The sequence below is a fragment of the Dongia mobilis genome, from assembly GCF_004363235.1.
Classification (GTDB): Bacteria; Pseudomonadota; Alphaproteobacteria; order Dongiales; family Dongiaceae; genus Dongia; species Dongia mobilis.
In genome coordinates this window covers 106681-124583 of record NZ_SNYW01000011.1, presented here as the reverse complement: position 1 = coordinate 124583, position 17903 = coordinate 106681, and the positions used below count along the sequence as shown (strand labels likewise).

At 66.3% G+C, this 17903-nt stretch carries 16 protein-coding genes and 1 pseudogene; 10 read left to right on the top strand and 7 right to left on the bottom strand.

The genetic code is table 11. The annotated features are described in order from the left end of the window. Positions 1-9 precede the first annotated feature (9 nt). The 3 genes from bamA to fabZ all read left to right on the top strand — a co-directional run bounded on the left by bamA (position 10) and on the right by fabZ (position 3521). Positions 10-2367 carry an outer membrane protein assembly factor BamA gene (bamA, locus tag A8950_RS15075; RefSeq protein ID WP_133614507.1) on the top strand — a complete coding sequence of 786 codons (2358 nt, stop codon included), beginning with the start codon at positions 10-12 and terminating at the stop codon, positions 2365-2367. A gap of 79 nt (positions 2368-2446) precedes the next feature. After that, positions 2447-3007: an OmpH family outer membrane protein gene (locus A8950_RS15070; protein WP_166645205.1), complete on the top strand. Its 561-nt coding sequence runs from the start codon at positions 2447-2449 to the stop codon at positions 3005-3007. Between the two features lie 52 nt (positions 3008-3059). Beyond that, the gene (gene fabZ, locus A8950_RS15065) at positions 3060-3521 is read left to right on the top strand and encodes a 3-hydroxyacyl-ACP dehydratase FabZ (protein ID WP_243735667.1); all 462 of its coding nucleotides are present in this window, start codon (positions 3060-3062) and stop codon (positions 3519-3521) included. Here the strand turns inward: fabZ and A8950_RS15060 are convergent, their stop codons facing one another. Genes A8950_RS15060 through A8950_RS15045 form a run of 4 tightly spaced genes read right to left on the bottom strand, consistent with a single transcriptional unit; the run spans position 3522 to position 6836 of the window. After that, positions 3522-4340, bottom strand: coding sequence for an isocitrate lyase/PEP mutase family protein (locus A8950_RS15060; RefSeq protein WP_133614504.1), 819 nt, complete (start codon positions 4338-4340; stop codon positions 3522-3524). Between the two features lie 15 nt (positions 4341-4355). Beyond that, positions 4356-4697, bottom strand: coding sequence for an AzlD domain-containing protein (locus A8950_RS15055; RefSeq protein WP_133614503.1), 342 nt, complete (start codon positions 4695-4697; stop codon positions 4356-4358). Continuing rightward, on the bottom strand, positions 4694-5434 hold the full coding sequence (locus A8950_RS15050) for an AzlC family ABC transporter permease (protein WP_133614502.1): 741 nt from the start codon (positions 5432-5434) through the stop codon (positions 4694-4696). Before A8950_RS15050 ends, A8950_RS15055 begins: the two co-directional genes overlap by 4 nt. 4 nt (positions 5435-5438) lie before the next feature. Further along, positions 5439-6836, bottom strand: a complete 1398-nt coding sequence (locus A8950_RS15045) for an aminotransferase-like domain-containing protein (protein ID WP_133614501.1) — start codon at positions 6834-6836, stop codon at positions 5439-5441. 113 nt (positions 6837-6949) lie between these two features. Here A8950_RS15045 and A8950_RS15040 point away from each other — a divergent pair, with 113 nt between their 5' ends. The 4 genes from A8950_RS15040 (at position 6950) to A8950_RS15025 (ending at position 10636) form a co-directional block, all read left to right on the top strand. Further along, positions 6950-7171 (top strand): DUF1127 domain-containing protein, encoded by a 222-nt coding sequence (locus tag A8950_RS15040; protein WP_133614500.1) that lies wholly within the window; start codon positions 6950-6952, stop codon positions 7169-7171. A gap of 21 nt (positions 7172-7192) precedes the next feature. Beyond that, a complete protein-coding gene (locus tag A8950_RS15035) occupies positions 7193-8005 on the top strand; it encodes a PhzF family phenazine biosynthesis protein (protein ID WP_133614499.1) in 813 nt (270 codons plus the stop codon). Positions 8006-8155: 150 nt separating this feature from the next. Further along, complete coding sequence (locus A8950_RS15030) at positions 8156-9322, top strand: ATP phosphoribosyltransferase regulatory subunit (RefSeq protein WP_133614498.1); 1167 nt, start codon at positions 8156-8158, stop codon at positions 9320-9322. Between the two features lie 18 nt (positions 9323-9340). Continuing rightward, entirely contained in the window at positions 9341-10636 is a 1296-nt protein-coding gene (locus A8950_RS15025) for an adenylosuccinate synthase (protein ID WP_133614497.1), read from the top strand. A gap of 12 nt (positions 10637-10648) precedes the next feature. Here the strand turns inward: A8950_RS15025 and A8950_RS15020 are convergent, their stop codons facing one another. Next, a complete protein-coding gene (locus A8950_RS15020; RefSeq protein WP_133614496.1) occupies positions 10649-11848 on the bottom strand; it encodes an MFS transporter in 1200 nt (399 codons plus the stop codon). A 367-nt stretch (positions 11849-12215) separates the two neighbouring features. Here A8950_RS15020 and A8950_RS15015 point away from each other — a divergent pair, with 367 nt between their 5' ends. Together A8950_RS15015 and A8950_RS15010 are read left to right on the top strand one after the other, a co-directional pair. Continuing rightward, complete coding sequence (locus tag A8950_RS15015; RefSeq protein WP_243735663.1) at positions 12216-12845, top strand: LysE family translocator; 630 nt, start codon at positions 12216-12218, stop codon at positions 12843-12845. 61 nt (positions 12846-12906) lie between these two features. Then, positions 12907-14433: a bifunctional aminoglycoside phosphotransferase/ATP-binding protein gene (locus A8950_RS15010; RefSeq protein ID WP_133614495.1), complete on the top strand. Its 1527-nt coding sequence runs from the start codon at positions 12907-12909 to the stop codon at positions 14431-14433. On the opposite strand, the gene A8950_RS15005 is transcribed toward A8950_RS15010, so the two are convergent. After that, positions 14409-15866 carry an aromatic amino acid lyase gene (locus tag A8950_RS15005; RefSeq protein ID WP_133614494.1) on the bottom strand — a complete coding sequence of 486 codons (1458 nt, stop codon included), beginning with the start codon at positions 15864-15866 and terminating at the stop codon, positions 14409-14411. The two genes, A8950_RS15010 and A8950_RS15005, sit on opposite strands and share 25 nt — an antisense overlap. On the opposite strand from A8950_RS15005, the pseudogene A8950_RS20020 reads away from it, so the two are divergent. Next, positions 15760-16520: pseudogene (locus tag A8950_RS20020) on the top strand (DUF992 domain-containing protein). The gene A8950_RS15005 and the pseudogene A8950_RS20020 sit on opposite strands and share 107 nt — an antisense overlap. A gap of 16 nt (positions 16521-16536) precedes the next feature. On the opposite strand, the gene A8950_RS14990 reads toward A8950_RS20020, so the two are convergent. Next, positions 16537-17895: a globin-coupled sensor protein gene (locus tag A8950_RS14990; protein WP_166645202.1), complete on the bottom strand. Its 1359-nt coding sequence runs from the start codon at positions 17893-17895 to the stop codon at positions 16537-16539. Positions 17896-17903: the final 8 nt, after the last annotated feature.

The following is a 17903-nucleotide window of genomic DNA, read 5'->3' as shown; positions in this document are numbered from 1 at the left end:
ATGCGTAATATGGCTCTTGTGCGTAAGCAATTTGGCGCCAGTGTCTGCGCGGGGCCTGGCCGCTTGCGCCTTGCGGCCTGGGCCGTGGCGGCTGCGGTCTTGATGTTGGCGGTGCTGGTGCAGGGCGGGTCCGTCCGGCCGGCGGCAGCGCAATCGATCGGCTCCGGCGATCCGATCATGGAGATCCGCATCGAGGGCAGCCAGCGCATCGAGCCGGATACGGTCCGTTCCTACATGGCGATCAATCCGGGCGATCCGTTCGATGCCCGTGCCATCGACCGGGCACTAAAGAACCTCTTCGCGACCGGTCTGTTCGCCGACGTCAATTTCCGGCGCGAGGGGAACGCGCTGGTGGTGCAGGTGGCCGAAAATCCAATCATCAACCGCATCGCCTTCGAAGGTAACGACAAGCTCGAAGACGAAGAACTGCAGAACGAAATCCAGCTCCGCCCCCGCGTCGTCTATACCCAGGGCCGCGTCCAGTCCGACGTGAAGCGTCTGCTCGATCTCTATCGCCGCAATGGCCGCTTCGCTGCCGCGGTCGAGCCGAAGATCATCAAGCTGGACCAGAACCGCGTCGATCTGGTGTTCGAAATCACCGAAGGCGAAGATACCGGGGTCGAGCGGATCGATTTCGTTGGCAACAAGATCTTCAGCGACAGCGATCTGCGCGATGTCGTCATCACCCGCGAAAGCGCTTGGTTCCGATTCCTGACCTCGTCCGACACCTATGACCCTGATCGCCTGACGGTCGACAAGGAGGCGCTGCGGAAATACTACCTGTCCGAGGGCTATGCCGATTTCCGCGTTCTCTCGGCGGTGGCCGAATTGTCGCCGGATCAGGAGGCCTTCTTCATCACCTTCACGGTCGAGGAGGGCGAGCGCTACAAGTTCGGCAAGATCGACATCAAGGCGACCCTGAAGGATCTGGACCCGGCCTCGGTCTGGGGCGACGTGCTGACTTTCGAGGGCGATTGGTACAATGCCGATCTGGTGGACAAGAGCGTGCAGGCCATCGCCAACCGGGTCGGCACGCTGGGCTATGCCTTTGTCGATGTGCGCCCCCGGATCGATCGGGATACGGAGAACCGGGTCCTCAACCTGACCTATGACATTCAGGAAGGACCGAAGGTCTATGTCGAGCGCATCGACATCGTCGGCAACGTCCGTACGCAGGACAAGGTCATTCGCCGCGAATTCCGCCTGGCAGAGGGCGACGCCTTCTCTACCGCCAAGCTGCGCCGAACCGAGCAGCGCCTGCGCAACCTGACGTTCTTCGAATCGGTCGATATCCAGACGACGCCCGGCAGCGCACCGGACAAGACCATCATCAAGGTCAAGGTTGCCGAGAAATCGACCGGCGAACTCAATTTCGGCGCCGGTTTCTCGACCGCCGACGGCCCCCTCGGCTCGATCGGCGTGCGCGAGCGCAACCTGCTCGGCAAGGGCCAGGACCTCCGCCTCAACTTCACGATCTCCGGCAAGCGCTCGCAGCTCGATCTCAGCTTCACCGACCCCTATTTCCTGGACAAGGATGTGTCGGCCGGCTTCGACCTGTTCCATCGGCGCTTCAACGATGTGCGCGGCGATTCCTACGACCTGCAGCAGACCGGTGCCGGCCTGCGCATGGGCTATGAGCTCTCGGAATATACGCGTCAGACCCTCAGCTATCGCCTCAGCGTCGACAAGGTCCATGATCTGGACGACGACATTTCCGAGGCGATCCGCGACGAGAAGGGCTACACGATCCGCTCCAGCATCGGCTCCACTATCACCTATGACCGGCGTGACGATCCTTTCGATCCGCGCGACGGCTACTATGCCAGTCTGTCCAATACCTTCATCGGCCTGGGCGGCGACGTCTACAACCTGCAAAGCCAGGTTCGCGGCGGCTATTTCTATCCGCTCAATGATGACGTCTCGATCGGCATCGCGGGCGGTGTCGGGTACATCAGCGGCATCTTTGGCGACCATGTGCGCGTGACCGATGCCTGGACGCTGGGCGGCGGCAATCTGCGCGGCTTTGAATCCTCGGGCGTGGGTCCGCGCGATGCCGACACCAACGACTCGCTGGGCGGCCAGTTCATCTTCGACGGCACCCTGCAGGCGACGTTCCCCATCGGCCTGCCGGAGGAATTCCAGATCCGTGGTCGCGCCTTCACCGATTTCGGCACGCTGACGGGTACGGATCTCGACAACAACGACGTGAACGTGGACGACGACGCATCGCTGCGCGTGTCGGTTGGTGGCGGCCTGACCTGGGTGTCGCCGTTTGGTCCGATCGCGGTCGATCTCGCCTACCCGATCATGAAAGAGGATTACGACAATACGGAGTGGTTCAGGTTCAGCGTCGGCACGTCGTTCTAGCGAAACCGCGCGCTAATCCGAGGTCACCAATCCGAGGTCAATAGAGTTCACGAAAATCGAGAATTGCGGAGTCACATCAGTGATCAAGATCAAGTCCCTCATAAAGGTGGCAATCGCCGTGGCCGTCGCGGCGGCCCTTTGGCTGCCGTCCCTGCCTAGCTCGGCCCAGGATTCCGCGGCGATCCCGGTACTGGTCGGCATCGTCGACGTGCAGAAGGTCATCGCCAGTTCCGCCGCCGGCCAATCGCTGCAAAAGCAGGCGGAACAGCGTCGCAGCCAGATCCAGAACGACCTGGTCGCCAAGGAAAAGCAGCTGCGCGCCGAAAGCGATCAGTTGAACGCCCAGCGTGCGCAATTGGCACCAGCCGATTTCCAGAAGCAGGCCCTGGCGCTGCAGGAAAAGCTGAAGGCCTGGCGGCAGGAGGGCGAGCAGAAGCGCAAGGGCTTCGAGAAATCCTACAACGACGCGCAGAAGACCATTTTTCAGACCTTGCAGAAGGTGATCGGCGAAATCGCCGTGCAGAGGAAGCTGACGCTTGTTCTTAACAAATCCGTGGTAATCGTCAGCGCTCAGGCTTGGGACATCACCGATTCCGCCCTGGCGCAGCTCAACAAGGTCCTGCCATCGGTAAAGATGTAAGCCGATGGACAAGGGCGAGCGCCAGAAATCGTCGGTGGGTGAGGGGAGCGGAATGGCGGAAGATGTGCCATCGGGAACCGTGATCGACATCGCGGCCATCATGCGGATGATTCCGCATCGCTACCCGTTTCTGCTGATCGATCGGCTGGTGGACGTGGTGTCCGGCGAAAGCGCCACCGGTATCAAGAACGTGACCGTCAACGAGCCGTTCTTTCCGGGCCATTTCCCCGGCGCCCCGGTCATGCCTGGCGTGCTCATTGTCGAGGCCATGGCGCAGACTGCGGCCGTGATCGCCGTCCATGCGCTGGGCAAGGAAGCCGAGGGCAAGATCGTGCTGTTCATGAGCATCGACGATTGCCGCTTCCGCCGCCCGGTGACGCCGGGCGACCAGCTGATGCTGGAAGTGAAGAAGGACCGCGCCCGCGGTCCCGTCTGGCGCTTCATGGGGGTGGGCAAGGTCGACGGTCAAGTGGTGGCCGAGGCAACCTTCGCCGCCATGATCCGCGACCGATAGCTAGCCGCCGAATATCTCGTTGAGCGTTTTCCCTGACGCCGCCTTGGCGAGGCCGGCGAAGTCGCCGTCTTTCAGGATCTTATCCGCTGCGGCGATGGCACCACCCCACGCGGCCCGGGCCAGCGCGCCGCCCACGCTGATGCGCCGCACGCCGAGTTCGGCCAACTCGCCGACCGTCGTGTCCGGGTTCATGACCAGGACGTTGAGCGGTTTCGGCGCTACGGCGCGCACCATGGCGGCGATGTCTTGCTTCTTCTTCACGCCGGGCGCGAAGAGGCAGTCGGCCCCCGCTTCGGCAAAGGCGACCAGCCTGTCGATTGCCGGCGTCACGGCCTCGGGATCGCTCAGCAGGATTTCGGTGCGTGCCACCAGGATGATATCGGTGCCGGATCGGTCGATCGCCTGGCGGGCGGCCGCGATGCGCGCGACCGCGCTTGCCTTGTCATGCAGGCCGTGGGGCGCAGCGAGGCGATTGTCCTCGATCGAGAGGCCGGCGACGCCGGTCGCAACGCAGCGCGCGACATTGACGGCGACGCCCGCCGGATCGTCGGCAAAGCCGGCCTCGAAATCGGCATTCACCGGAAGATCGACCGCTGCACACAGCGCCGTCAGATGGTCCAGCACATCGTCGCAGCTGACGCCGTTATCCGGCCGGCCGGTGGTCCAGGCAAAGCCGGAACTGGTCGAGGCCAGTGCCTGGAACCCCATATGCTGGAAGAGGCGCGCGCTGCCGACGTCCCACGGATTGGGGATGACGAAACAGCCGACCTTGTGCAATTCACGGAAGCGGGCGCGGATGGCGGTGAAATCGCGGGCCACGGCATGTCTCCAATGCTAGAGGCGGCCGCTCTCGACCAGCCAGCGCATGGCGAAGAAGACCGCCATGCCGATGAGGATCGTCGGCATCAGGCGGTGCCAGCGCCAACTGATCGCGGCGGCGACGATGCCGGCCACCAGATAAGGGTTGCGCCAGTCGATCGACACCGTTTCGCCATCCGGCAGCAGGATCATCGGCACGATGATCGCCGTCAAGACCGTCACCGGCACGAAGGCCAGGGCACGCTCGATCAGCGGCGGAAAGCGCACGTGGTCGGCAAACAGATAGACCGGCCAGCGAATGGCCAGGTTGATCAGCGCCATGCCGACGATCATCAGGCCGATCTCGACTGCGCTCATGATGCTAACTCTCCGATCCGGCGCCGGCGCTGCCATTCCTGCAGGGCGAGCCCTGCGGCGATGCCGGCCAGGGCGCCCAGCAGCAGGCCCAGCTTGTAGGGCAGTTGATAGCCAAGTGTTGCCACGCTGCCCGCCGTGATTGCCGCCAGCCAATAGGGGCTGGCGCGCAGGGCCGGCATGACGATGCCGATGAAGGTCACCACCATGGCGAATTCCAGCCCCCAATTGCCGATATCCTCGAACCGGGTGCCGACGATGACGCCGACATAGGTCCAGAACGCCCAGTTGACATACATGCCGAGGCAGGAGGCGAGGTAGTACCAATGCGCATTCTCGCCGCCGCCCTCCAGGCGATAGCGGCGTTCCATCACGGCGAAGGTCTCGTCGGTCAGCCAGGCGGCAAGTCCGAAGCGCCAGACCTGGTTCAGATGGCGCACATGGTCGACCAGTGTCGCCGCATAAAGCAGGTGCCGCAGGTTGAGGATCAGAGTGGCCAGCCAGATGACTCCGAGCGCCGAACCGGTTCCCAGCAGGATGACGGCAACGAACTGGGCCGAGCCGGAAAAGACGAACAGGCTCATGCCCATCACGGCCAGCGGCGACAGGCCGTTGGCCGTGGCGAGGGCGCCGAAGATCAGGCCGAAGGGAAAGGCCGAGATCATCATCGGAAGCGTGGCGACGAGGCCGCGTGCGATTTCGCGGCCGAGTCCGGTCGGTAGCGGCCTCAATCCTGTCATGCGGTCAGACGATCCCGAAATTGCTGTTGGGCTGGTCCTGCAGGATCTCCGCCAGCCGGATCAGGGCGGTTTCCAGGAGGTGCCGGTCTGCCGGCGCGCAGAGGCAGAGGCGCACCCCGTTCGGTGAGTTGCGGTTGAGTGCAAAGATGGTCGCCGGTGAAATGCCGACACCGCGCATGCGTGCCTCCAGCGCGAAGCTGTCCGACGTCCACGGTTCCGGCAGTTTGATCCAGGTATGGTAGCTGGCTTCGTCACTGCAGAACTGGGTGTTGCCGAGAATGCGGCGCGCCAGGCGCTGGCGCGCGATCGCCTCGATGCGATGCGCCTCGGCCAGATCCATGCCGGTGCCGTCCTCGACCCAGTCGGTGGCAATCTCGGCGGTGAGCGGCGCCGCCATCCAGGTGGTCGAGCGCACGACCTGGGCGAAGCTGTCGAGCGCGCCTTCCGGAATGGCGAGATAGCCGACGCGCAGGCCCGGCGCCATGCTCTTCGAGACGCTGGTGAAATAGTGGCCGAGTTCGGGCGCGAAGGCGGAAAGGGGCGGGATGTCGCGCGTGCCCAGCAGGAAACCGTAGACATCGTCCTCGACGATCTTGACGCCGTATTTGCGCGCGATCTCGGCCAGGGCCCGGCGCCGCGCGACCGAAAAGATCATGCCGGTCGGGTTGTGCATATTGGCGACGCAGTAGAACGCCTTCGGCCGCATGGTCATGCAGGCCTGTTCGAAGGCGTCCGGGTCGACGCCTTCCTCATCCATGTGGATGCCATGGAGGCGGATGCGCAGGAAATCGGCGAGGCGCCGCAACCCGGGATAGGTCAGGCTTTCCGCCAGCACGACGTCGCCTGGTTCGGTGATGGCGCCGAGGGCCGCCGTCATCGCGTGCTGGCCGCCGGCCGTCACGATCACCCGGTCCGGCGCCACGTGGTAGCGCTGGAAGCCCAGCCATTCGGCGCCGGCGGCGCGGTGCCGCGGCAGGCCGACATGATGATGATAATCCAGCAGCGAGGTGATTCCCGGCCGGTGGGCAATGTCCATGAGGGCCTTGGCCAGCAGCGAGTCGTTGGCGCGCGGCGTCGGGAAATTCACCGACAAATCGATGAACTCGCCGGCCTTCACCTTGGCCTCGCGGTCCAGCGGCATCTCGGTGCGGCGCCGGACGTCGTCGCGCACGAAGGTGCCGCGCCCGACCTCGCCGCCGATCAGCCCGCGCCGTTCCGCCTCGGCATAGGCGCGGGTCACCGTGCCGACGGTAACCCCGAGGCGAAAGGCCAGGTCGCGATGGGTGGGCAGGCGCGTCCCCGGCGCCACGCGCTGTTGCCGGATGTCGTCGGACAACGCATCAGCGATTGCGAGATAGCGCGGTCCGTTATAGGCGGTGAGGTCTGGCTGCCAAGTTGTCATGGTGACAATGTATCGATTGACGTCAATTTCAGTCAATACAATTATGCGATTGTCGATACAATGTAGTAATCGATGCAGACAATTTGAAACAATCCGACCACACGGAGCTCAAAATGTACCCCTACAAGATGCTGAGTGCCCCCTATGGCCTGTTTCGATCTATCACCGCCGCCTTCGCAGAAACGGCCGAGGCGGTTGTAAACTCAGGACTTGCCATGATGGAACGCCGCCGCCAGCGCCACGCATTGGCGCGCCTCGACGAGCACCTGCTGAAGGATATCGGCCTCACCGCCTGCGATGTCGAGCGCGAGACATCGCGACCGTTCTGGCGTTAGCCGGGGCGGAGGAGCAGGGACATGCGCCACAGGATCTATCAGGTCGACGCCTTCACCGACCGGCCCTTTGCCGGCAATCCTGCCGGCGTGATGCCGCTTGAGGCCTGGCTGCCGGATTCGGTCCTGCAGCAGATTGCGGCGGAGATGAACCTGGCTGAAACCGCCTTTTTCGTGCCGCAGCCGGAATCGGGCGCTGGCGCCTTTCACCTGCGCTGGTTCACGCCGACGGTCGAGATCAAGCTGTGCGGCCACGCCACCCTGGCGAGCGCCTTCGTGCTCAACCGCTTCATCGATTCCAGCCTCACCCGCATGCAATTCGAGAGCCTCTCCGGCCCCCTCTTCGTCGCGGTTGAGGGGGACCGGCTGGAACTGGATTTCCCGCTGCTTCCCTATGAAGCCGCGGTGGCTGCGGACATGCCGGGCCGCATTGCCGGGGCCATCGGCGCCGTGCCGGTCGAAGTTGCTGTCAGCGAGGCCTATGACGCCTATATCGCGCGGCTTGCCGATGCGGCGGCCGTCCGTGCCGTGCCAGCGAATTACGCGGCCATCGAGGCGCTGGGCCGAGATCTCATCGTGACCGCGCCGGGCGAGGGGGAGGCCGATTTCGTCAGCCGCTTTTTCGCCCCCCTGCACGGCATTCCGGAGGACCCGGTCACGGGCTCCTCGCATTGCGTGCTGGCGAATTTCTGGAAGGACCGCCTTGGCAAGACATCGTTCCATGCCCGCCAGGTCTCCAGGCGGGGTGGCGATCTGTGGCTGACCATGGCTGGCGACCGGCTCAAGATCGCCGGCCATGCGGTCTGCGTCCTGACGGGCGAAATCGAAGTATCATAAAAGGTTAGCGGGGATATCGATGGCGTGCGGCAGTGATGCCGCACTTGCGTCATGGGCCGGTCTGGGCTAATAGCCCTTGCCCAAGCGCTCATGCGGCGATCCGGCCGCCACCGGCTTGGGCAACAACCTGTTGACCGAGCCCAAGCCAAGATGACCAGCGCGCCCTCATCCAAAGTCGCGACGCCGCCTGTTGCCGAGAATTTCCTGCTTCCGGCGGGCCTTGCCGATGGCCTGCCGCCGGAAGCCGGCTTCGAGGCGGCCATGGTCGAGCGCCTGATGGCCAGCTTCGCCCGCTGGGGCTATGAGCGGGTCAAGCCGCCGCTGCTGGAATTCGAGGATTCGCTCTTGGCCGGTCCCGGCGAGGCGATGGCGGCGCATACCTTCCGCCTGATGGATCCGGTCTCGCAGCGCATGATGGGCCTGCGCGCCGACATGACGCCGCAGGTCGGCCGCATCGCCGCCAGCCGCCTCAGGAAAATGCCGCGCCCCTTGCGCCTTTCCTATGCCGGGCAGGTCCTGCGCGTCAAAGGCGAGCAGATGCGCCTGCAACGGCAATTGGGCCAGGTCGGTGTCGAGTTGATCGGCGCCGAAGGTGCGGCGGCCGATGCCGAGGTGCTGCTGCTGCCGGTCGAGGCGCTGCGGGAACTCGGCGCGCCGGATGTAGCGGTCGACATCAACGTGCCGCGCCTTGCCCCCATCATCCTTGCCGATTTGCCGCCCGAGGCGCGCATGGAACTGATTGCCGCCCTCGACCGCAAGGATACGGCGCGGGTGAGCGAGCGGGCCGGCCGGCACAAGGAGACTTTGCTCGGGCTGCTGCGGTCGGTCGGCCCGGTCGAGACGGCCCTGCCGGCCCTGCTGGCACTGAAACTGCCGGCGGCGGGCGAGATCGAGCGTGCCAATCTGGCCGAGACCGTGGCGCTGGTCCGCAAGGCGGCGCCCGATCTCACGCTCACGATCGATGCCACCGACCAGCGCGGTTTCGAGTATCACAGCGGGCTTGCCTTCACCCTGCTGGGGCGCGGCGTGCGCGGCGAGTTCGGCCGCGGCGGCCGCTATGTCAATCATGCAGGCGAGGCCGCGACCGGCTTCTCGCTTTATCTGGACACCTTGTTGGCGACGCTGCCGGTACCCGCGAGGCCGAAGCGCGTGTTCGTGCCGTTCGGTGCGGCGGCCGATATCGGCATGACGCTCCGCCGCGAGGGCTGGGTCACGGTACAGGGCCTCAGCGCCGTCGCGGACGCGCGGCTGGAGGCCAAGAGATTGCTTTGTTCGCATGTTCTCGAAGGCGGCCGTCCGGTCGCCGTCGACGGTTGAGTTTTCCAGAGGATCATCATGGCCAATGTAGCGGTTGTCGGATCGCAATGGGGCGACGAGGGCAAGGGCAAGATCGTCGACTGGCTGTCGGTGCGCGCCGATGTCGTGGTGCGTTTCCAGGGCGGCCACAATGCCGGCCACACCCTGGTGATCGGCGGCCAGACCTACAAGCTCTCGCTGCTGCCCTCCGGCATCGTGCGGCCGGGCAAGCTGTCGGTCATCGGCAATGGCGTGGTGGTCGATCCCTGGCATCTGGTGAAGGAAATCGATGCGCTGCGTCTGCAGGGCGTCGCCATCTCGCCGGACAATCTGGTCCTGGCCGAGAATGCGGCGCTCATCCTGCCGCTGCACGGCCAGCTCGACCGCCTGCGCGAGGGCGCTGCCGAGGGCACCGCCAAGATCGGCACCACCGGGCGCGGGATCGGCCCGGCCTATGAGGACAAGGTGGCGCGTCGCGCCATTCGGGTGTGTGACATCGTCGATGACAACGGCCTCGAGGCCAAGGTCGCCAATCTACTGGCGCATCACAATGCGCTGCTGAAGGGAATGGGGGCGGAGCCGGTGGACGGCACTGCACTCATCGCCGAACTGAGGGCCATCGCGCCGCAGATCGCCCCCTTCGTGAAGCCGGTCTGGGAGATGCTGGATGCGGCGCGCAAGCGCGGCGACCGCATCCTGTTCGAAGGTGCCCAGGGCATCATGCTGGATGTCGACCACGGCACCTATCCCTATGTCACCTCGTCCAACACGGTGACCGGCCAGGCCGCGACCGGGTCGGGCCTCGGCCCGTCGGCGATCGGCTATGTGCTCGGCATCACCAAGGCCTATACGACCCGCGTCGGCTCCGGTCCGTTCCCCTCGGAACTGACCGACGAGATCGGCCAGATGCTGGGCGAACGCGGCCACGAATTCGGCACGGTGACGGGGCGCAAGCGCCGCTGCGGCTGGTTCGACGCCGCCCTGGTGCGTCGCGCCGCCAAGGTTGCCGGCATCAGCGGCATCGCCCTCACCAAGCTCGACGTGCTCGACGGCTTCAAGGAACTGAAGATCTGCACGGGCTATACGATCGACGGCAAGGCCTATGACTATCTGCCGGCTGCGTCGGACCTGCAGGCTCGGGCGCAGCCCATCTACGAATCGATCGAGGGCTGGTCGGAATCGACGCAAGGGGCGCGCTCCTGGGCGCAGCTCCCGGCCCAGGCGATCAAATATGTGCGCCGGGTCGAGGAACTGATCGAGGTGCCGGTGGCACTGCTCTCCACCAGCCCCGAGCGCGACGACACGATCCTGGTGACCGATCCCTTTGCGGATTGAGCCGTCGCGACGTCAGCGCCGGCCCATCAGCAACGTCGCCACCAGCGACATCAGCGCCAGTGCGATGACGATCGAGCCATAGATCTGCGTTGCGGCGACAAGGCCCAGGACCGGGATCAGCCAACCAAGGATGATGACCGGCAGGCTGAAGGCGAGATAGCTCTGCAGGAAGAAGGCCGCGAGCAGGCCGGCACGCTCATTGGGCAGGGCCAGCGGCATGATGGTGCGCGTCGCGGCGTAGAAGCTGGTGCCGAAGCCGAGGCCGGCCACGAAGGTGCCGAACAGCATCAGCGCCACTTCCTGCCGCTCGACACCTGCAAGGGTGATGGCGACACCGACGGCCACGGTGCTGGTGCCGGCCAGCAGGATGCGATTGGGCTGCCAATGCCGTGCGATGAGGATGCCGGTGGCCCCGCTCAAGGTCAGCAGCGCGACCAGCCCGCCGCCGACGAAGGGCGAATCGAGCCCGGTCGCGACCCGCAGCAGCGAGGGCATCAGCGACAGATAGAAGCCGCCCAGCGACCAGTTGGCAATGTTGGAGGGCGAGATGCAGAGGAGGGCGGCGCGCGCCTGGCGCGGTACGCTGATCTGCGGCCGCAACGAGGCGAGGGCACCCGGTTTGCGCAGGGCCGTCTCCGGCATGCGCCAGACCAGGACCGCCAGGATCACGAACAGCGCCAGCAGGACTTCGTAGATGAGCTCGGTCGGCCGCGGCGCATAGGTGACGAGGGCGCTGGAGCCCAAAGCGCCCACCGACATGCCAAGTAGCGGCGTCGTGCTGTTGACCAGCGGTCCGGTGCGCGGGTTGGTGTCGAGCAGGGTCGCCCCCAGCGTGCTGCTGAGGATGCCGGCGGCCAGGCCCTGAACGGCACGGGCGGCGATCAGCCATTCCGCGGAACTCGCCAGGGCGAACAGCGCCATTGAGAGCACGCTGAGCACCAGGCCGGCAAACAGGATCGGCCGCCGACCGACATAGTCCGAAAGCGAACCCAGCGTCAGCAGCGTCGCCAGCAATACCAGCGCATAGACCGAGAAGATCACGGTCAGCATCACCGGCGCCAGTTGCCAGCTCTGCTGATAGAGGTGATAGAGCGGCGTCGGTGCGCTCGACCCGCCCAGGATCGCGGCCAGCGTCACCGCCGCGAAGACATGCATCGCCCGCGGCGAGAACAGGTTGCCGGGAACGGGGTTGCTGGCTTCGGCACAGGACATCGGGCTGGCTCAACTGGTCGGGCGCATGGCCGCAAGGGACGGGGCGGCAGCCTAACCCGACCCCGGCGGCGGCGAGATGTGCAGATTGCTGGATGCTGCCATGATGCACCCTGCCGGCGATATCCGCCGGGCACTTGAGGGGCCGGCGCTTGACAGGGGCAGGGGTGCGGCGGTTCAATCCGCCCATGTCCGGCATCGCCCATATCCCGCAGCACCAACAAGACCGTCGCCCAGCGGCGCGGTTTTCGCTTGCCCGGAAATAGGTCGCCTCGGCGGTCCTGGACGGCGTTTCGAACACCCCCGCATATCACCCGGCGGGGGTTCTTCATTTCTGCTCCTGCCGATTACCTAAGAAGGAGCCCTGGAAATGCTTTCATCCCTGATCGACCCCGCACTCTACCTCGCCTATGTCGGGGCGGTGGTGCTGCTGACCCTGATGCCCGGCCCCAATGTGGCCCTCATCGTCGCCAATTCCGTGGCGTATGGTCCGCGTTATGGCCTGCTCACCGTGGCCGGGACCAGTGCTGCGATCGTCGTACAGCTGGTCCTGACGGCGATCGGTCTGACCGAGCTTCTGGGTACGCTCGGCCACTGGTTCGAATGGCTGCGTTGGGTCGGCGTCGCCTATCTGATCTATCTTGGTATCAGTGCCTGGCGCGCGCCGGCCACCGATCTCAGGGCGGTTGGCCCGCAGCCCGTGGCGGCGCGGCGCATGCTGGTGCGGGCGCTGGTGGTGTCGCTCAGCAACCCCAAGACTTTGCTGTTCTACGGGGCCTTCTTCCCGCAATTCATCGATCCAGCCCGACCGATCCTGCCGCAGGTGGCCTTGCTGTCGGTGAGTTTCGTGCTCATCGCCGTGCTGGTCGACAGCTGCTGGGCGCTGGCGGCCGGCAAGGCGCGGCATCTCCTCGGCATGCATGCAAAATGGCGCAACCGGCTCTCAGGCGGGCTGCTGCTGGGTGCCGGGATCGGCCTTGCGCTGGTGCGGCGGCCATAGTGGTGATGCATGAGGCGGAATGCCGCGAATGCCGGGCGGCATTCCGCGTTATGCTGACGCCATGACCCGGCAAGAAGACAACCAGCCAGATGCCATCCAGGCAGCGGTGATCGCCTTCCTGCGCGATCCCGCCGCCCATGGGGGTGCCGGGCCCGTCGAAACCATCACCACCCATGCCTCGGTGATCTTCCTGGTCGGCGACCGCGCCTACAAGCTGAAGCGCGCGGTCACCTATTCCTTCCTCGATTACGGCACGGTGCAGCAGCGCGAGGCTGCCTGCCGCGCCGAGTTGATGCTCAACCGCCGCACGGCGCCCGAGCTTTACCTGGGCGTGCGCGCCATCCACCGGCTGGCCGATGGCGGGATCGGCTGGGGCGGGGCGGGCGAGATCCTGGACTGGGTGGTGGAGATGGCGCGTTTCCCGCAGGAGGCGCTGTTCAGCCATCTGGTCGAGACGGGCGGCCTCAGTCCCCCGCTGCTGCGGGCGACCGCCGACGCCATCGCGCACTTTCATGCCGAGGCCGCGATCATGCCGGCATTCGGCGGCGCCGACGGCATCGCCGCCGTCCTCGCGATCAATGCCGGGAACATGCGCGAGATGATGCCCTCGGCCGAGGTCGAGCGGCTCATTGACGCCACCGAGGCCGCCTTCGCGGCAGGGCACGATCTTCTCGAGCGGCGGCGCCTGGACGGGCGGGTACGCCGCTGCCATGGCGACCTCCATCTGCGCAACATCTGCCTGCTGGAGGGCCGGCCGGTATTGTTCGATTGCATCGAGTTCAGCGACCAGATCGCCTGCACCGATGTGCTCTATGACCTCGCCTTCCTGCTGATGGACCTGATCCATCGTGGGCACACCAATTTCGCCAGCATCGTCTTCAACCGCTATCTCGACCGGACCGACGAGGAGGACGGGCTGCCTTTGCTGCCGCTCTTCCTCTCGCTGCGCGCGGGCGTGCGCGCCCATGTGACGGCGCGTGCCGCAGGGGCGGGGCCATCGCCGGAAGCTGCTGCCTATCTGCGCCGGGCCGTCGCATTGCTGCAGCCGGTGCCGCCGCGCCTCGTCGCCATCGGCGGGCTCAGTGGCACGGGGAAATCGACCGTCGCGGCTGCCCTGGCGCCCCTCATCGGGCAGGCGCCGGGGGCGCGTCTCCTGCGCAGCGACGTGTTGCGCAAGCGCCATTTCGGCCTGGCGCCGGAGGAGAAGCTGCCGCCCGACGCCTATCGGCCGGAGGTCAACGCCGCCGTCTATGAGGCGCTGATGGCGGCGGCACGCGCGGCTCTGGCCGCCGGCGTCAGCGTCATCCTCGATGCGGTGTCGGCGAAGCCGGCCGAGCGCGCCGCCTTTGCCACATTGGCAAGCGCGTGCGGCGTGCCCTTCTCCGGGCTCTGGCTCGAGGGCGATCCCGCCATTCTTGCCGCGCGGATCGCTGCCCGGCGCAACGACGCCTCGGATGCGGATGATGCCGTGCTCCGCCAGCAACTCGGCTATGACCTAGGCGCCATCGACTGGCGGCGGATCGATGCCGGTGGCTCGCCGCCAGAAGTCGTTGCCGCGGCGCGTCAGGCGCTCGGCATTGCGCCATAGATGTCCGCGCGGAAGGCCTCGGCCAGGGCGGCAAGGCCCGGCCCGTAGCGGCGCGGCGCATCGAGGGGCGGGAAGGCGGCCCTGATATCGGCCAGCAGATCGGCCAGGGCCGGCGGCGCCTGGCGTGCAGTCACATGCAAGGCCTGCGAGGCGACAGCACCCAGCATGGCGAGTGCGGCCTCCAGGCAACGGCCGGCCTCCTCCTGCGCCATCCAGGCAAGGCCGGTGAGGGGTGCGACGTCGTTCTGGCCGAAGCCGCCGCCTTCGGACCCCGGCAGGAAGGTGCGCTGCGCCGCCCTCCGCGCCTGCTCGGCATAGCCCACCTGCACGAAGCCGAGGATGCCGAGATAGCCCTGTTGGCCGCTATCGGACTGCAGTTGGTCGGGCAGCAGCGAATAGCGACCGTCGAGCAGCTTGGTCGTATGCCGCTCGGCGATGGCGCAGAGATCGGCCGCGGCAGCGGCCAGATTGTCGAGTGCCGGATAGGCGCGGGCATTGTGATAGCCGCCATTGCTCAAGACGCGCCCGAAGGGATGCGCGGGATCGGGAGCCCCGGCATCGGGGGGCAGAAAGACCGGGTTGTCGGTGACGCTGCGCAGCGAGCTTGCGGCAATCTCCTCGGCCGCTGCGATGACGCGGCGGAACTGGCCCAGGACCCGCGGCAGGATGCGATAGGAGACGGGCGCCTGATAGGGTCGTCGCGCAGGCGCGCCGCCTTCCAGCAGGTGCCGCATGCGCTGCAGGGCGACAGCCTCATGCGCGTCATCCCACAGCGCCTCAAGGGCCGGGTCATAGGCCTCGAGCGGTGCCAGGATGGCCTCGGCGGAGAGGGCAAGCACGCGTTCGGCTAGGTCGAGACGCCGGCGCATGGCGATGGCGGCATCGGCGATGAGCGCGCTCGCTGCCGGCGCGCCGTTGATCAGCGAAAGCGCGTCCTTCTCGGCCAGCGGGAAGCGCTCGGCGACGGCAATGATGAGGGGCCCCAGCCACAGGATTTCGCCGGCGCCGCCCTGACCCTCCAGCGACACCTCGGGCAATCTGCCGCCCTGGAGGAGATCCGCCACTTCGACCGCGAGTTCCGGCGTCACCGCGGCATGGCCGTCGATGAAATTGGCAAGCCGCGCCAGTACGATCCCGCGCGCGACCCGATCCGGCGCCGGCCGGCCGAAGGGCGCCGTGCAGGGATAGGGCGGTGTGCGCGCATGCGTGCGCCGCGCCGCGCCGTCAAGGCGCAACCTGGCGTTCTGGCCATAGCCGCTGGTGACGCCGTAGATGACCAGATCCGGATCCTCGATCAGCTTCATGAAGGCGGCGCGTGCGGCGCGCATGCGCGCCATGGCACCGTCGCTGAAGCGGATCGCGGCACCTTCCCAGGCCACTTGGCGGAAGATGTCGAGCGTCAGATCGGCGCGGGTGTCGAGGGTAAGGAGCATGGATGGGCTCGGTCGGGGCTGTTCGCGATGGCTGGGCAGGGCCGCATGCAGGCTAGCGGCTTTCGCCCTGGCTGGCCATGGCCGGGTGGCTCGATTCTTTCAGGAAGATCACAACGCGGCGGCGGTGGCGGGATCAAATATGCGCCGATGCGCGGCTATCCCCCGCATGATCCGGCCAGCGAGGTCTACCATGCTGACGAGACTTGCCCCTTTCTTCCTTGCACTTGCCGCGGCGGCAACGCCGGCTGCGGCCGAGGGCGGGGTCAATCTGGGGATTCTTGAATGCAAGGTGGCGGGTGGCTTCGGCTATGTCCTCGGCTCCTCTCGCGACATGACCTGCACCTTCAAGCGGTCGGACGGTAGCCGCGAGAGCTATTCCGGCGCCTTCGACCGCTACGGCCTCGATCTCGGCTATACCGACGAGCGCTGGCTGTATTGGGGCGTCTTTGCGCCGGGCGATGTCGGCAAGGTGCCCTAGCCGGCACCTATGGCGGTGCCGGCGCCGATGTCGCGGCGGGGCTCGGCCTCGGCGCCAACGCGCTGTTCGGCGGCAGCGGCGACCAGATCGCCTTGCAGCCGGTCAGTGTCAACGGCAATCTCGGGGTGGGTGTCGCCGCCGGTGTCGCCCGCGTGACGCTGCGCGCTGGCAGATAGGTCGCCCGCGCCGACGCTAGGCCTCCGTCACGCGCTTCAGGAACTGCTCGACCTCGGCGCGCAAGGTCCTTGCCTGTTGCCCCAAATCGTCAGACGCGCGCAGCACCTGTTCTGCCGCCTCCTGGGTGCTGGCGCTGCCGGCGGCCATGCCTCGGACCAGGGTCGAGACGCTGCCGGTGCGGTCGGCTGCTTCCTGCACGTTGCGGGCGATTTCGCGCGTCGCCACATTCTGCTCGTCGACGGCACCAGCAATGGCGCCGGAGACATTGCTGACCTGGGTGATGACATGGGTAATGTTGCCGATCAGCGAGACCGACTTCCGGGTCTCTGCCTGGATGGCGGTGACCTGGCTTTCGATCTCCTCCGTGGCGCGGCCGGTCTGCCCGGCCAGGTTCTTCACCTCGCTGGCCACCACGGCAAAGCCCTTGCCGGCATCACCGGCACGCGCCGCCTCGATCGTGGCGTTGAGCGCCAGCAGGTTGGTCTGGCTGGCGATGTCGCTGATCAGCTTGACCACATTGCCGATGCGTCCGGCGACCTCGCTCAGTCCCTGCATGGTTACTTCCGCATTGGCGGCCTCGGCAGCGGCGTTGTGGCTGATGTCCTTCGACTGGTTGAGCTGCTTGCTGATCTCGGCGATCGAGGCCGAGAGCTGCTCGGCCGCCGAGGCGACGGCGTTGACATTGCTGGTGGCAAGCTGCGCCGATTCGCGAACGCTTCCGCTCTGCGCCATCGCCTCCTGGGTATTGCCTTCCAGCAGCGTCGCGGTGCGCTGCAACTCGACAGCGGCACTTTCGACGGAATCGAGTGCCGCCAGCGCGATGTTCTCGAACCCGGCGATCGCGGCGGTGATCTTCTCCTGCCGTCGCTGCCGCTCGCGCAGCATCTCGGTCTGGTAGGTGGAAATGGCGAAATCGATGTCGAGCAGGACGGCGCTGCTGATCGCCGCGGCCAGCTCGCCGCAATCCCCCGCCGACCAGCGTTTCTGGCGGGCCGCCAGGCGCAGCAGCCGCTGCAGCACGAAGCTGTAGCCGCCGATATACCAGCGCGGGGCCAGGCCGACGCGGTTATGTGCATGGCCGATCGCCTCGACGCTGGCGACGTAGCCGGCGTCGAAGCGGGCGGCGAAAAGCTGGGCCCAATGCGCGGTCTGCGCCTTTTTGAGCCGGTCGCGATGCGGGCCGATACGCTGTGCCAGTTCCGGAAATCCGGCAAGGTGGTCATAGAATTCGTCAAGCAGGGCTGGCAGGGTTCTGGCCGCCACAGGCCAGAATTGTCGCAATCGTTCGCCTGACTGGTCGGTGAATTCGACGAAGCGCAGCCGCTGTGCCTGCAATTCGCCGCCCATGCTGTCGAGTTTCGCTACCGCATCCATCGTCGTAC